General features: G+C 60.0%; 22 protein-coding genes and 1 pseudogene. All 23 read right to left on the minus strand.

Going from position 1 to position 11,404, the window contains the following annotated elements; genetic code table 11:
* Positions 1-7: 7 nt before the first annotated feature.
* Entirely contained in the window at positions 8-1,357 is a 1,350-nt protein-coding gene (gene secY, locus HWX14_RS34940) for a preprotein translocase subunit SecY (protein ID WP_050013167.1), read from the minus strand.
* A 42-nt stretch (positions 1,358-1,399) separates the two neighbouring features.
* Positions 1,400-1,834 (minus strand): 50S ribosomal protein L15, encoded by a 435-nt coding sequence (rplO, locus tag HWX14_RS34945; protein ID WP_006482880.1) that lies wholly within the window; start codon positions 1,832-1,834, stop codon positions 1,400-1,402.
* Positions 1,835-1,860: 26 nt separating this feature from the next.
* Positions 1,861-2,043, minus strand: coding sequence for a 50S ribosomal protein L30 (gene rpmD / locus HWX14_RS34950; RefSeq protein ID WP_006400644.1), 183 nt, complete (start codon positions 2,041-2,043; stop codon positions 1,861-1,863).
* Between the two features lie 15 nt (positions 2,044-2,058).
* Complete coding sequence (rpsE, locus tag HWX14_RS34955; RefSeq protein WP_006482895.1) at positions 2,059-2,577, minus strand: 30S ribosomal protein S5; 519 nt, start codon at positions 2,575-2,577, stop codon at positions 2,059-2,061.
* 14 nt (positions 2,578-2,591) lie between these two features.
* Positions 2,592-2,957, minus strand: a complete 366-nt coding sequence (rplR, locus tag HWX14_RS34960) for a 50S ribosomal protein L18 (RefSeq protein WP_006477183.1) — start codon at positions 2,955-2,957, stop codon at positions 2,592-2,594.
* A gap of 12 nt (positions 2,958-2,969) precedes the next feature.
* Positions 2,970-3,500 carry a 50S ribosomal protein L6 gene (rplF, locus tag HWX14_RS34965; RefSeq protein WP_006477184.1) on the minus strand — a complete coding sequence of 177 codons (531 nt, stop codon included), beginning with the start codon at positions 3,498-3,500 and terminating at the stop codon, positions 2,970-2,972.
* An 18-nt stretch (positions 3,501-3,518) separates the two neighbouring features.
* Positions 3,519-3,914 carry a 30S ribosomal protein S8 gene (rpsH, locus tag HWX14_RS34970; protein WP_006477185.1) on the minus strand — a complete coding sequence of 132 codons (396 nt, stop codon included), beginning with the start codon at positions 3,912-3,914 and terminating at the stop codon, positions 3,519-3,521.
* 14 nt (positions 3,915-3,928) lie between these two features.
* Positions 3,929-4,234, minus strand: a complete 306-nt coding sequence (rpsN, locus tag HWX14_RS34975; protein ID WP_011350676.1) for a 30S ribosomal protein S14 — start codon at positions 4,232-4,234, stop codon at positions 3,929-3,931.
* Positions 4,235-4,241: 7 nt separating this feature from the next.
* Positions 4,242-4,781 (minus strand): 50S ribosomal protein L5, encoded by a 540-nt coding sequence (gene rplE, locus HWX14_RS34980; RefSeq protein WP_006477186.1) that lies wholly within the window; start codon positions 4,779-4,781, stop codon positions 4,242-4,244.
* 16 nt (positions 4,782-4,797) lie between these two features.
* A complete protein-coding gene (gene rplX / locus HWX14_RS34985) occupies positions 4,798-5,106 on the minus strand; it encodes a 50S ribosomal protein L24 (protein WP_006477187.1) in 309 nt (102 codons plus the stop codon).
* Positions 5,107-5,115: 9 nt separating this feature from the next.
* Positions 5,116-5,484 (minus strand): 50S ribosomal protein L14, encoded by a 369-nt coding sequence (rplN, locus tag HWX14_RS34990; RefSeq protein WP_006482918.1) that lies wholly within the window; start codon positions 5,482-5,484, stop codon positions 5,116-5,118.
* Between the two features lie 309 nt (positions 5,485-5,793).
* Positions 5,794-6,066 (minus strand): 30S ribosomal protein S17, encoded by a 273-nt coding sequence (rpsQ, locus tag HWX14_RS34995; protein ID WP_006477189.1) that lies wholly within the window; start codon positions 6,064-6,066, stop codon positions 5,794-5,796.
* A complete protein-coding gene (gene rpmC, locus HWX14_RS35000) occupies positions 6,063-6,257 on the minus strand; it encodes a 50S ribosomal protein L29 (RefSeq protein WP_006400652.1) in 195 nt (64 codons plus the stop codon). The genes rpsQ and rpmC overlap by 4 nt, the downstream gene beginning before the upstream one ends.
* A gap of 9 nt (positions 6,258-6,266) precedes the next feature.
* Positions 6,267-6,683 carry a 50S ribosomal protein L16 gene (rplP, locus tag HWX14_RS35005; protein WP_006482873.1) on the minus strand — a complete coding sequence of 139 codons (417 nt, stop codon included), beginning with the start codon at positions 6,681-6,683 and terminating at the stop codon, positions 6,267-6,269.
* Positions 6,684-6,685: 2 nt separating this feature from the next.
* On the minus strand, positions 6,686-7,486 hold the full coding sequence (rpsC, locus tag HWX14_RS35010; RefSeq protein ID WP_006482899.1) for a 30S ribosomal protein S3: 801 nt from the start codon (positions 7,484-7,486) through the stop codon (positions 6,686-6,688).
* A gap of 11 nt (positions 7,487-7,497) precedes the next feature.
* Complete coding sequence (gene rplV, locus HWX14_RS35015) at positions 7,498-7,827, minus strand: 50S ribosomal protein L22 (protein ID WP_004199272.1); 330 nt, start codon at positions 7,825-7,827, stop codon at positions 7,498-7,500.
* Positions 7,828-7,839: 12 nt separating this feature from the next.
* Positions 7,840-8,115 carry a 30S ribosomal protein S19 gene (rpsS, locus tag HWX14_RS35020; protein ID WP_004199273.1) on the minus strand — a complete coding sequence of 92 codons (276 nt, stop codon included), beginning with the start codon at positions 8,113-8,115 and terminating at the stop codon, positions 7,840-7,842.
* A gap of 10 nt (positions 8,116-8,125) precedes the next feature.
* The gene (rplB, locus tag HWX14_RS35025) at positions 8,126-8,953 is read right to left on the minus strand and encodes a 50S ribosomal protein L2 (protein WP_006482900.1); all 828 of its coding nucleotides are present in this window, start codon (positions 8,951-8,953) and stop codon (positions 8,126-8,128) included.
* A gap of 2 nt (positions 8,954-8,955) precedes the next feature.
* Positions 8,956-9,270, minus strand: coding sequence for a 50S ribosomal protein L23 (gene rplW, locus HWX14_RS35030; RefSeq protein WP_004199275.1), 315 nt, complete (start codon positions 9,268-9,270; stop codon positions 8,956-8,958).
* Positions 9,267-9,887, minus strand: a complete 621-nt coding sequence (rplD, locus tag HWX14_RS35035) for a 50S ribosomal protein L4 (RefSeq protein WP_006477192.1) — start codon at positions 9,885-9,887, stop codon at positions 9,267-9,269. Before rplD ends, rplW begins: the two co-directional genes overlap by 4 nt.
* On the minus strand, positions 9,887-10,537 hold the full coding sequence (gene rplC / locus HWX14_RS35040) for a 50S ribosomal protein L3 (protein WP_006482922.1): 651 nt from the start codon (positions 10,535-10,537) through the stop codon (positions 9,887-9,889). The genes rplD and rplC overlap by 1 nt, the downstream gene beginning before the upstream one ends.
* A gap of 178 nt (positions 10,538-10,715) precedes the next feature.
* The gene (gene rpsJ / locus HWX14_RS35045) at positions 10,716-11,027 is read right to left on the minus strand and encodes a 30S ribosomal protein S10 (RefSeq protein ID WP_004199280.1); all 312 of its coding nucleotides are present in this window, start codon (positions 11,025-11,027) and stop codon (positions 10,716-10,718) included.
* 286 nt (positions 11,028-11,313) lie between these two features.
* Positions 11,314-11,404 (minus strand): annotated as a pseudogene (locus HWX14_RS35050) (elongation factor Tu); the annotation flags it as partial.

An 11,404-nucleotide genomic window follows, 5' to 3' on the forward strand; every position in this document is an offset into this window, starting at 1 on the left:
AGTCCTTTCAACGCATCGGGATGTTGCCGCCCTTGAAGTTTGCCTTCTTGAGCAGAGACTCATACTGTTGCGACATAACGTACGACTGCACCTGCGCCATAAAGTCCATCGTGACGACGACAATGATCAGCAGCGACGTTCCACCAAAATAAAACGGCACGTTCCAGCGCAGCACCAGGAATTCCGGCAGCAGACACACGAAGACGATGTAGATCGCACCGGCCAGCGTCAGACGCGTGAGGATGCGGTCGATATATCGTGCGGTCTGATCGCCCGGACGAATGCCCGGAACAAACGCGCCGCTCTTCTTCAGGTTGTCCGCGGTCTCCCTGCTGTTGAACACCAGTGCGGTGTAGAAGAAGCAGAAAAACACGATTGCCAGCGTGTACAGCAGCACATAGACCGGCTGGCCCGGCTTCAGCGCTTCCGCAACGTTATGCAACGTATTGGAAATCCAGCTTCCCGTCGGCTGACCGGTACTGAACCAGCCGAGAATCGTTGCCGGGAACAGAATGATCGACGATGCAAAGATCGGCGGAATCACGCCCGACATGTTCAGCTTCAGCGGCAGATGCGACGACTGCCCACCGTAGATCTTGTTGCCGACCTGGCGCTTCGCGTAGTTCACGAGGATCTTGCGCTGACCGCGTTCGATGAACACGACCAGGTAAGTCACCGCGGCGATCAGAACGACGATGATGATCGCCGAAATGATGCTCATCGAACCCGTACGCACCAGCTCGAACAACCCGCCCACGGCATTCGGGAACCCTGCTGCGATCCCGCCGAAGATGATGATCGAGATACCGTTGCCCAGACCACGCTCGGTAATCTGCTCGCCGAGCCACATCAGGAACATCGTGCCCGTCACCAGCGTCACGACCGTCGTCAGACGGAACAGCGTGCCGGGATCGGTGACGAGGCCCGGCTGGTTTTCCAGCGCAGCCGCGATACCGAATGCCTGGAAGGTCGCGAGCACCACGGTGAAATACCGCGTGTACTGCGTGATCTTCCGTTGCCCTGCCTGCCCTTCCTTCTTCAGCGCCTCGAGCTGCGGCGAGACGATCGCCAGCAACTGCATGATGATCGACGCCGAGATGTACGGCATGATCCCCAGCGCAAAGATCGTGAAGCGGGACAGCGCGCCACCCGAGAACATGTTGAACATGCCCAGGATGCCGCCCGCCTGGCTCTGGAACAGCTTGGCCAGTTGATCCGGATCGATGCCCGGCACGGGGATGTGCGCGCCGATGCGATAGACGATCAGCGCCAGGAGCAGGAACATCGCTCGCCGGCGCAGATCGCCGAATTTCGCCGTGCTTCGACCGGGTTTTGCAAGACTCGGGCTGTTAGCCAAGTACCTTCTCCGATGAATGCAAGTGACGACGCGCTACGCGTGTCACTCGGCGAACGAACCGCCAGCCGCTTCGATCGCAGCGCGCGCACCCTTGGTGGCACCGAGACCCTTCACGACGATCTTGCGCTTCAGTTCGCCCGTCGCGATGATCTTTGCGCTCTTCGTCAGCTCGCCGACCAGGCCGGCTTGCTTCAGTGCGAGCAGATCGATCTCGTCGACCGGCAGCTTCTCGAGGTCGCCCAGGCGCACTTCACCGACGAATTCCTTCGTCAGCGACGTGAAGCCGCGCTTCGGCAGGCGACGTTGCAGCGGCATCTGACCGCCTTCGAAACCGACTTTGTGGAAGCCGCCCGAACGCGATTTCTGACCCTTGTGACCGCGGCCAGCCGTCTTGCCGAGGCCCGAACCGATGCCACGACCGACGCGACGCTTGGCGTGCTTGGCGCCAGCTGCCGGCTTCAGGTTATTCAATTCCATATCAACTCCTTGATCCGTAGGGCCGCTTACGCGATGACCTTAACGAGGTACGAGACCTTGTTGATCATGCCGCGGACCGCCGGCGTGTCCTGCAGCTCGCTAACCGAATTGAGTCGGCGCAGGCCCAGGCCACGCACGGTCGCGCGGTGCGATTCGCGGGTCCCGATCAGGCTCTTGACGAGCTGAACCTTGACAGTTTTTTCAGACATGGTGACCACCCGGGCTTAGCCCAAAATTTCTTCGACGGACTTGCCGCGCTTCGCCGCGATGTCTGCCGGGGTGGACTGCTTGCGCAGGCCGTCCAGCGTGGCGCGAACGAGGTTGTACGGGTTCGTCGAACCGTGGCTCTTCGCCACGACGTTCTGAACGCCCATCACGTCGAACACTGCGCGCATCGGGCCGCCAGCGATCACGCCCGTACCAGCCTTCGCCGGAGCGAGGAGGACAGCGGATGCGCCGTGCTTGCCGTGCACTTCGTGCTGCAGCGTGCCGTTCTTGAGCGGCACCTTGAACATGTTGCGGCGAGCTTGTTCCATTGCCTTCTGGACAGCGACCGGCACTTCCTTCGCCTTGCCCTTGCCCATACCGATGCGGCCATCACCATCGCCAACCACGGTCAGTGCGGCGAAGCCGAGAATACGGCCACCCTTCACGACCTTGGTCACGCGATTGACCGAAATCATCTTTTCGCGAAGGCCGTCGTCGCGCTCGTCAGCCTGAACTTTCGCTTGCATCTTTGCCATGACGAATTCCTTCCTTAGAACTTGAGCCCAGCTTCGCGAGCTGCCTCAGCCAGCGCCTTGACGCGGCCGTGGTAGCGGAAGCCCGAGCGGTCGAAGGCGACGGATTCGATGCCGGCAGCCTTTGCCTTTTCGGCAATACGCTTGCCGATCAGCGTCGCGGCATTGACGTTGCCGCCCTTGCCCGACTTGTCGGCCAGTTCTGCGCGCACTTCTGCCTCGAGCGTCGACGCGCTGGCGAGCACCTTGGTGCCGCAGGGCGAGAACACTTGAGCGTAGATGTGCGTGTTCGTGCGATGCACGGCGAGACGCGCGACCTGCAGCTCAGCGATCTTGATACGCGTCTGGCGAGCGCGGCGCAGGCGAGATTGAGTCTTATCCATGATTGCGCACCCTTACTTCTTCTTCGTTTCTTTGAGGATCACAACCTCGTCGGCATAGCGCACGCCCTTGCCCTTGTAGGGCTCCGGCGGACGGTAACCGCGAACTTCCGCAGCCACTTGACCGACTTGTTGCTTGTTGATCCCCTTGATCACGATTTCGGTTTGCGTCGGGGTTTCAGCCTTGACGCCTTCCGGCATCTGGTGCACCACCGGGTGCGAGAAACCCAGCGACAGGTTCAGCTTGTCGCCTTGCGCTTGCGCACGGTAACCGACGCCAACCAGCGTCAGCTTGCGCTCGAAACCCTTGGTCACGCCGTGCACGGCATTCGCGATGATCGCGCGCATCGTGCCCGACAGTGCATTTGCTTCGCGGCTTTCGTCGACCGGCGACAGATTCAGCGTGCCGTCGTTGTTCGCCACGTTCACGAGCGGATTGATCGCTTGCGTGATGGTGCCCAGCGGGCCCTTGACGGTGATTGCACCGTCGGCCAGCTTGACTTCCGCGCCTTGCAGCGCGATCGGGCTCTTACCTACTCGAGACATGTTTCTCTCTCCTCGGCTTTAAGCGACGTAGCAGATGACTTCGCCGCCGACGCCGGTAGCGCGCGCCTTGCGGTCGGTCATCACGCCCTTCGGCGTCGACACGATTGCCACACCGAGGCCGTTCATGACCTGCGGAATGTCGTTACGGCCGCGGTACACGCGCAGACCAGGCTTCGACACGCGCTCGAGGCGTTCGATGACCGGGCGACCTGCGTAGTACTTCAGCGCGATATTCAGTTCGGACTTCGCACCTTCCGCCTTCACGGCGAAATCGTCGATATAACCTTCGTCCTTGAGGACTTGCGCGATTGCAACCTTGACCTTCGACGAGGGCATCGCGACCGATACCTTCTCGACCATCTGCGCGTTGCGGATGCGAGTCAGCATATCGGCGATAGGATCACTCATGCTCATTTACGTTTCTCCTATTACCAGCTCGCCTTGGTCAGGCCAGGAATCTCGCCACGGAATGCGATTTCACGAATCTTGTTACGCGCGAGGCCGAATTTACGGAACGTGCCACGCGGACGGCCCGTGATCGCGCAGCGGTTACGCTGGCGGGTCGGGTTTGCGTTGCGGGGCAGTTGCTGCAGCTCCAGGCGTGCTTCGTAGCGCTCTTCTTCCGACTTGCTTTGGTCTTCGACGATCGCCTTCAGCGCATCGCGCTTTGCTGCGAACTTCGCGACCAGGCGGGCGCGCTTCTTTTCACGTTCGATCAGTGCCAGTTTAGCCACGGTAACCTCAGTTTCTGAACGGGAACTTGAAGCTGGCGAGCAGAGCCTTTGCTTCGTCGTCGGTCTTCGCAGTCGTCGTGATGCTGATGTTCAGCCCACGCAGTGCGTCGATCTTGTCGTAGTCGATTTCGGGGAAAATGATCTGCTCTTTCACACCGATGTTGTAGTTGCCACGGCCATCGAAAGCACGACCCGACACACCGCGGAAGTCACGCACGCGGGGCAGGGCAACCGTCACGAAACGGTCGAGGAATTCGTACATCGCCTGGCCACGCAGCGTCACCATCGCGCCGATGGGGTAACCCTGGCGGATCTTGAAGCCTGCGATTGCCTTGCGAGCCTTCGTGACGACCGGCTTCTGGCCGGCGATCTTCGTGAGGTCGCCAACGGCGTTCTCGATGATCTTCTTGTCAGCGATCGCTTCGCCAAGACCCATGTTCAGCGTGATCTTGGTGATGCGCGGCACTTCCATGACCGACTTGTAACCGAACTTCTCGATCAGGCCGGGCACAACCTTTTCTTTGTAAAACTCTTGAAAACGAGCCATTTTTTACTCCGCTGCGTCAGGCGCTCAGTACGGCACCGGTCGTCTTCAGGAAGCGAACCTTCTTGCCTTCCTCGACCTTGATGCCAACACGCGACGCCTTGCCATTCGCGTCGACCAGTGCGACGTTCGAAATATGCAGGGGCATCGTCTTCGCTTCCACGCCGCCCGTCGTACCCTTCATCGGGTTCGGCTTCACATGCTTCTTGACGAGGTTGATACCTTCAACCGTCACATGTTCAGCACCGACAGCCAGCACGACGCCGCGCTTGCCCTTGTCCTTGCCAGTGACGACGATGACTTCGTCACCTTTGCGAATCTTGTTCATCGCGACTCCTTACAGCACTTCCGGCGCCAGCGAAACGATCTTCATGAATCGTTCGCTACGCAGCTCACGCGTGACCGGCCCGAAGATACGGGTGCCGATCGGCTCGAGCTTGTTATTCAAAAGCACAGCGGCGTTGCCGTCGAACTTGATCAGCGAGCCGTCTTGACGGCGCACGCCCTTGGCGGTGCGGACCACCACGGCGTTGTAGATTTCGCCTTTCTTCACGCGCCCGCGCGGCGTTGCCTCTTTGACGCTCACCTTGATGATGTCGCCAATGCCGGCATAACGACGCTTCGAGCCGCCGAGCACCTTGATGCACAGGACTTCACGTGCACCCGTGTTGTCGGCTACTTCGAGCCGAGATTCGGTCTGGATCATGGTTTGTCTTTCCCAACTTAATCCGGATGCACCACCATGATGCATTCGGTCAGTCTTGGTCCCGTCAGCCAATCGGCTGCTTGGGTTGGAACAGCAGCGACGGCAAACGAAACCCGCCATCGCAATTCGGTGAATCTTTCGGACAGGCTGGCGCCAGTCCGCTTCCCCCACCAATTTCGCCCGCGACGGGGCTCCCATAAAGAGGGAAGACCAGGATTATAACAAATAATCCTGGTCCCGCAAGCAAAAACTTTGCGATTTCAAGCACTTCTTGTCGAAGTGCCTGTTACTGCCTACTGCACCGCCCGCTTAGATGACGCGAGCGGCTTCGACGAGGCGCGACACCGTCCAGGCCTTCGTCTTCGAAACAGGACGCGTTTCCTGGATTTCGACGAGATCGCCTTCGTTGTAGGTGTTCGCTTCATCGTGCGCGTGGTACTTCTTCGAACGCACGACATACTTGCCGTAGATCGGATGCTTGACGCGGTGCTCGATCAGCACGGTGACGGTCTTGTCCATCTTGTTGCTGACGACCCGACCGACCAGCGTCCGCTTCAGCGAGGTTTTCACGCTATCGTTCATTTCTGGTTCGCCTTCTGAGTCATGACGGTCCGCACACGTGCGATGTCGCGACGAACCTTCTTCAGCTGGCTCGTGTTCGTGAGCTGCTGGGTCGCGAGTTGCATGCGCAGGCCGAATTGCGCCTTCAGCAGGTCCGCCAGCTCCTTGTTGAGCGCGGCCTGGTCTTTCTGGAGAAGTTCGGAAGCCTTCATGTTTTCTCCTTAGGCGCCGAGCTGGCGCACGATGAATGCCGTCTTCAGCGGCAGCTTGGCTGCGGCCAGACGGAACGCTTCGCGTGCCAGTTCTTCGGTTACGCCGTCCATTTCATAGAGCATCTTGCCCGGCTGAATCTCGGCGACGTAGTACTCCGGGTTACCCTTACCGTTACCCATACGCACTTCGGCCGGCTTCTGCGAAATCGGCTTGTCCGGGAAGATCCGGATCCAGATGCGGCCGCCACGCTTGATGTGACGCGTCATTGCACGACGCGCCGCTTCAATCTGACGTGCGGTCAAACGACCGCGACCGATCGCCTTCAGGCCGAATTCACCGAACGACACTGCGTTGCCGCGCGTCGCCTTGCCGGTGTTACGACCCTTCTGCTCTTTACGATACTTTCTGCGTTTCGGTTGCAGCATCGTTATTCTCCAGTCTTGCCGTCTTCGGGCTTGCCGGCGCCGCGGCGCGGTGCGCCACGACGAGCACCCGGAGCGCCGCCTTCGCCGTCACGGCGCGGACGACGGTCGCCCGGACGCGCATTGCGACGCGGACGCTTGTCTTCGGCTACTTCTTCCACCACCGGTGCGTCGTTGCGGCCGAGCGTATCGCCCTTGTAGACCCACACCTTGACGCCGATGATCCCGTAAGTCGTCTTCGCTTCCGAAGTCGCGTAGTCGATATCAGCACGCAGCGTGTGAAGCGGCACGCGACCTTCGCGATACCACTCCGTACGAGCGATTTCGATACCGTTCAGACGGCCTGCGCTCATGATCTTGATGCCTTGGGCACCCAGACGCATCGCGTTCTGCATCGCACGCTTCATCGCGCGACGGAACATGATCCGGCGCTCGAGCTGTTGCGTGATCGAGTCGGCGATCAGCTGAGCATCGGTTTCCGGCTTGCGGATTTCTTCGATGTTGACGTGAACCGGCACGCCCATGCGGCGTTGCAGTTCCGTCTTCAGCTGTTCGATATCCTCGCCCTTCTTGCCGATGACCACGCCCGGACGCGAGCTGTAAATCGTGATGCGCGCGTTCTTCGCCGGACGCTCGATGACCACCCGACCGACCGAAGCGTTCTTCAGCTTCTTCTTCAGGTATTCACGAACACCGATGTCTTCCTGCAGCATCGCCGCGAAATTGTTGTTGTTCGCGTACCAACGCGAAGCCCAATTGCGGCTGACAGCCAGGCGGAAGCCAGTCGGATGAATTTTCTGTCCCATCGTATGGCTCCTTAATTCCCGACCGTCACAGTGATGTGACAGGATTGCTTCTCGATGCGGTTACCGCGGCCCTTGGCGCGCGCGGTGAAACGCTTGAGCGATGCAGCCTTGTCGACGTAGATGCTCTTGATCTTGAGCTCGTCGATATCAGCGCCTTCGTTGTGCTCCGCATTCGCGATTGCCGACAGCACAACCTTCTTCACGATGCCAGCCGCCTTCTTCGGCGAGAACGTCAGAACGTTCAGCGCCTTGTCGACCGGCAAACCGCGGATCTGGTCAGCCACAAGGCGCGTTTTCTGCGCCGAGATGCGGGCACCGCGATGAATTGCTTTCACTTCCATCTTGATTGCCCCTTATTTCTTGGCCTTCTTGTCGGCTGCGTGACCCTTGAACGTACGGGTCAGTGCGAACTCGCCAAGCTTGTGGCCGACCATGTTTTCCGAGATGTACACCGGAACGTGTTGACGGCCGTTGTGAACAGCGATCGTCAGGCCGATGAAATCCGGCAGAATCGTCGAGCGACGCGACCAGGTCTTGATCGGCTTTTTGTCGCGCGAAGCTGCAGCCGCCTCAACTTTCTTCAGCAAATGGGCGTCGCAGAACGGACCTTTTTTAACAGAACGTGCCATTGCCTACTCCTTAACGCTTGTGACGGCGCTGGACGATCATCGTCGTCGTGCGCTTGTTGCTGCGGGTGCGGTAACCCTTAGCCGGCGTACCCCACGGGCTCACCGGGTCGCGACCTGCAGCCGTCTTGCCCTCACCACCACCGTGCGGGTGATCGACCGGGTTCATCGCAACGCCACGCACCGTCGGGCGGATACCGCGCCAGCGGTTCGCGCCAGCCTTGCCGATCTGGCGCAGGCTATGCTCTTCGTTGCCGACTTCACCGATCGTTGCACGGCACTCGATGTGCACGCGGCGGATTTCGCCCGAACGCAGACGAACCTGCGCGTAGACGCCTTCACGTGCCAGCAGCATGGCCGACGTGCCAGCCGAACGCGCCATTTGCGCGCCCTTGCCCGGCAGCATCTCGATGCAGTGGATCGTCGTACCGACCGGAATGTTGCGGATCGGCAGCGTGTTGCCTGCACGGATCGGCGCTTCCGAACCCGACATCAGCTGTTGGCCGACGGTCAGACCCTTCGGGGCGATGATGTAGCGACGTTCGCCGTCTGCGTAGAGCACCAGCGCGATGTTCGCGCTACGGTTCGGGTCGTACTCGAGACGTTCGACCTTTGCCGGGATGCCGTCCTTCGTGCGACGGAAATCGACGATACGGTAGTGCTGCTTGTGACCACCACCCTTGTGACGCGTGGTGATACGACCGTTGTTGTTACGGCCGGCGGTCGAGCTCTGCGAGTCGAGCAGTGCCGCGAACGGCTTGCCCTGGTGCAGGTTCTTGTTGACCACCTTGACCATCGCGCGGCGACCCGGCGATGTCGGCTTAACTTTAACGATTGCCATGATTACTTGGCCTCCGCTTCAAAGTTGATTTCCTGGCCGGGCTTCAGGCAAACGTACGCCTTCTTCACGTCCTTGCGGCGGCCCATCGAACGGCCGAAGCGCTTTTGCTTGCCCTTCTGAACCAGCACGTTGACCGAATCAACTTCAACCTTGAACAGCAGCTCGACAGCCGCCTTCACTTCCTGCTTCGTGGCATCCGGTGCGACTTCGAACACGACTTGCTCGTTCTTGTCGGCAACCAGCGTCGCCTTTTCCGAGATCACCGGTGCGAGCAGGACCTGCATCAAACGATGATCGTTCTTGCGAATCTCGCTCATGACAGCAACTCCTCGATCTGGGCGACCGCAGCCTTCGTGACCAGCACTTTCTTGAAGTAGATCAGCGACAGCGGGTCAGCGTAGCGCGGCTCGACAATCGCCACGTGCGGCAGGTTGCGCGAAGCCAGGTACAGGTTCTCGTCGACCGTGTCCGTGATGATCAGAACGGAGTCGAGACCCATGGTCTTGAATTTGTCGGCCAGCAGCTTGGTCTTCGGCGCTTCGAGGATGATGTCCTCGACGACCGACAGACGGCCTTCACGGGCCAGCTGCGAGAAGATCGAGCAGAGACCTGCGCGATGCATCTTCTTGTTGACCTTGTGCGAGAAGTTTTCTTCCGGCGAATTCGGGAAGATACGACCACCGCCACGCCACAACGGGCTCGACGACATACCGGCACGAGCGCGGCCCGTACCCTTCTGGCGCCACGGCTTCTTGGTCGTGTGCTTGACTTGCTCACGGTCCTTCTGTGCGCGGTTACCCTGGCGAGCATTCGCCTGGTAAGCGACGACGACCTGGTGGATCAGCGCTTCGTTGTAGTCACGACCGAACACGACGTCCGATGCGTTGACCACTGCACCTTCCTGACCATTTTCGTTCAGGAGCTTGAGTTCCATTATTTCGCCCCCTTGGTCTTGACGGCCGGCGTCACGAAGACCTTGCCGCCCTTCGCGCCCGGAATCGCACCCTTCACGAGCAGCAGCTTGCGCTCTGCGTCGATACGAGCGATTTCGAGGTTCTGCACCGTCACCGTCACGTCACCCATGTGACCCGTCATGCGTTTACCCGGGAAAACACGACCCGGATCCTGCGCCATACCGATCGAGCCCGGCACGTTGTGCGAGCGCGAGTTACCGTGCGTGGCACGGCCGGAGGAGAAGTTGTAACGCTTGATCGTACCGGCGTAGCCCTTACCGATCGACACGCCTTGCACGTCGACCTTCTGGCCCACTTCGAAAAGATCTGCACCGACCACGGCGCCATTCGACAGCTCGGCTGCCTTGGCCGCGTCAATGCGGAATTCCTTGAGGATTTCACCGGCTTCGACACCGGCTTTGGCGAGATGACCTGCCAGCGGCTTCGTCACGCGCGATGCGCGGCGGGAGCCGAATGCAACCTGCACGGCCGTGTAGCCGTCGGTTTCAACAGTCTTGATCTGCGTCACGCGGTTGTCCGACACGTCCAGCACGGTGACGGGAATCGAATCCCCTTCAGCCGTGAAGATACGGGTCATGCCAACCTTGCGACCTACGAGTCCAAGGCTCATCATTTTCTCCATTCCCGACTGCGATTGGTCGGGGCTGATTTACAAAATGCCGGGCACGCAAGGCCCAACTTTTTTACGCGAATACGCGAAAAGCCAAGCAGTATAGCCCGACCTCCCGATTTCCGCAAGCAATACAAAGACTTAGCGCCGCCCGGCATGCCGATCGGCGCTGGAAGCCTTACTGCAGCTTGATTTCCACGTCGACGCCAGCCGGCAGGTCGAGCTTCATCAGCGCGTCAACGGTCTTGTCCGTCGGGTCGACGATGTCCATCAGGCGCTGGTGGGTGCGGATTTCGAGCTGATCGCGCGACGTCTTGTTGACGTGCGGCGAACGCAGGATGTCAAAACGCTGAATGCGCGTCGGCAGCGGCACCGGGCCACGGACGATTGCGCCAGTCCGCTTCGCGGTATCGACGATTTCGGCAGCCGATTGATCGATCAGACGATAGTCGAATGCCTTCAGGCGAATGCGGATTTTCTGTTGCTGCATGACAATTCCTTGAAAAGAGCGAGGCGATGTTGCATCGCCGGACACTAAAAGAACGTGAAACATGACACCAGCGGGGAGCGAAGCATCAGGTTCCGGACAGGACTTCCACTGCTAAGCCCGCGATTCTACACGAAATTCCGGAGCGGTGTTGGGTGTTTCTCGCCCACGCAACGCGCCGCCGGAAAAACAAAACCGGGCGCCAGCGCAAGCTGGACACCCGGTTTCGACGGTACGACCGCGTACCGCGGGAATCGCGGACCCCGTCGGGATCCGCGGATCGTCGATCTTACTCGATGATCTTGGCGACGACGCCGGCGCCGACCGTACGGCCGCCTTCGCGGATTGCGAAGCGCAGACCTTCTTCCATCGCGATCGGA

It is taken from the genome of Burkholderia sp. BCC0044, from assembly GCF_902832955.1.
Classification (GTDB): domain Bacteria; phylum Pseudomonadota; class Gammaproteobacteria; order Burkholderiales; family Burkholderiaceae; genus Burkholderia.

Bases quoted from the DNA above. Each gene is read 5' to 3' on its own strand.
- rplE (WP_006477186.1), bottom strand. From the start codon at position 4,781: ATGGCTCGTTTTCAAGAGTTTTACAAAGAAAAGGTTGTGCCCGGCCTG.
- rpmC (WP_006400652.1), bottom strand. From the start codon at position 6,257: ATGAAGGCTTCCGAACTTCTCCAGAAAGACCAGGCCGCGCTCAACAAG.
- rpsS (WP_004199273.1), bottom strand. From the start codon at position 8,115: ATGGCACGTTCTGTTAAAAAAGGTCCGTTCTGCGACGCCCATTTGCTG.
- rpsJ (WP_004199280.1), bottom strand. From the start codon at position 11,027: ATGCAGCAACAGAAAATCCGCATTCGCCTGAAGGCATTCGACTATCGT.
- rplN (WP_006482918.1), bottom strand. From the start codon at position 5,484: ATGATCCAGACCGAATCTCGGCTCGAAGTAGCCGACAACACGGGTGCA.
- rpsE (WP_006482895.1), bottom strand. From the start codon at position 2,577: ATGGCAAAGATGCAAGCGAAAGTTCAGGCTGACGAGCGCGACGACGGC.
- rplP (WP_006482873.1), bottom strand. From the start codon at position 6,683: ATGCTGCAACCGAAACGCAGAAAGTATCGTAAAGAGCAGAAGGGTCGT.
- rplF (WP_006477184.1), bottom strand. From the start codon at position 3,500: ATGTCTCGAGTAGGTAAGAGCCCGATCGCGCTGCAAGGCGCGGAAGTC.
- rplV (WP_004199272.1), bottom strand. From the start codon at position 7,827: ATGGAAGTGAAAGCAATTCATCGCGGTGCCCGCATCTCGGCGCAGAAA.
- rpmD (WP_006400644.1), bottom strand. From the start codon at position 2,043: ATGTCTGAAAAAACTGTCAAGGTTCAGCTCGTCAAGAGCCTGATCGGG.
- rplO (WP_006482880.1), bottom strand. From the start codon at position 1,834: ATGGAATTGAATAACCTGAAGCCGGCAGCTGGCGCCAAGCACGCCAAG.
- rplR (WP_006477183.1), bottom strand. From the start codon at position 2,957: ATGGATAAGACTCAATCTCGCCTGCGCCGCGCTCGCCAGACGCGTATC.
- rplW (WP_004199275.1), bottom strand. From the start codon at position 9,270: ATGAGCGAGATTCGCAAGAACGATCATCGTTTGATGCAGGTCCTGCTC.
- rplD (WP_006477192.1), bottom strand. From the start codon at position 9,887: ATGGAACTCAAGCTCCTGAACGAAAATGGTCAGGAAGGTGCAGTGGTC.
- rpsC (WP_006482899.1), bottom strand. From the start codon at position 7,486: ATGGGACAGAAAATTCATCCGACTGGCTTCCGCCTGGCTGTCAGCCGC.
- rplC (WP_006482922.1), bottom strand. From the start codon at position 10,537: ATGAGCCTTGGACTCGTAGGTCGCAAGGTTGGCATGACCCGTATCTTC.
- rplX (WP_006477187.1), bottom strand. From the start codon at position 5,106: ATGAACAAGATTCGCAAAGGTGACGAAGTCATCGTCGTCACTGGCAAG.
- rpsQ (WP_006477189.1), bottom strand. From the start codon at position 6,066: ATGAACGATAGCGTGAAAACCTCGCTGAAGCGGACGCTGGTCGGTCGG.
- rplB (WP_006482900.1), bottom strand. From the start codon at position 8,953: ATGGCAATCGTTAAAGTTAAGCCGACATCGCCGGGTCGCCGCGCGATG.
- rpsH (WP_006477185.1), bottom strand. From the start codon at position 3,914: ATGAGCATGAGTGATCCTATCGCCGATATGCTGACTCGCATCCGCAAC.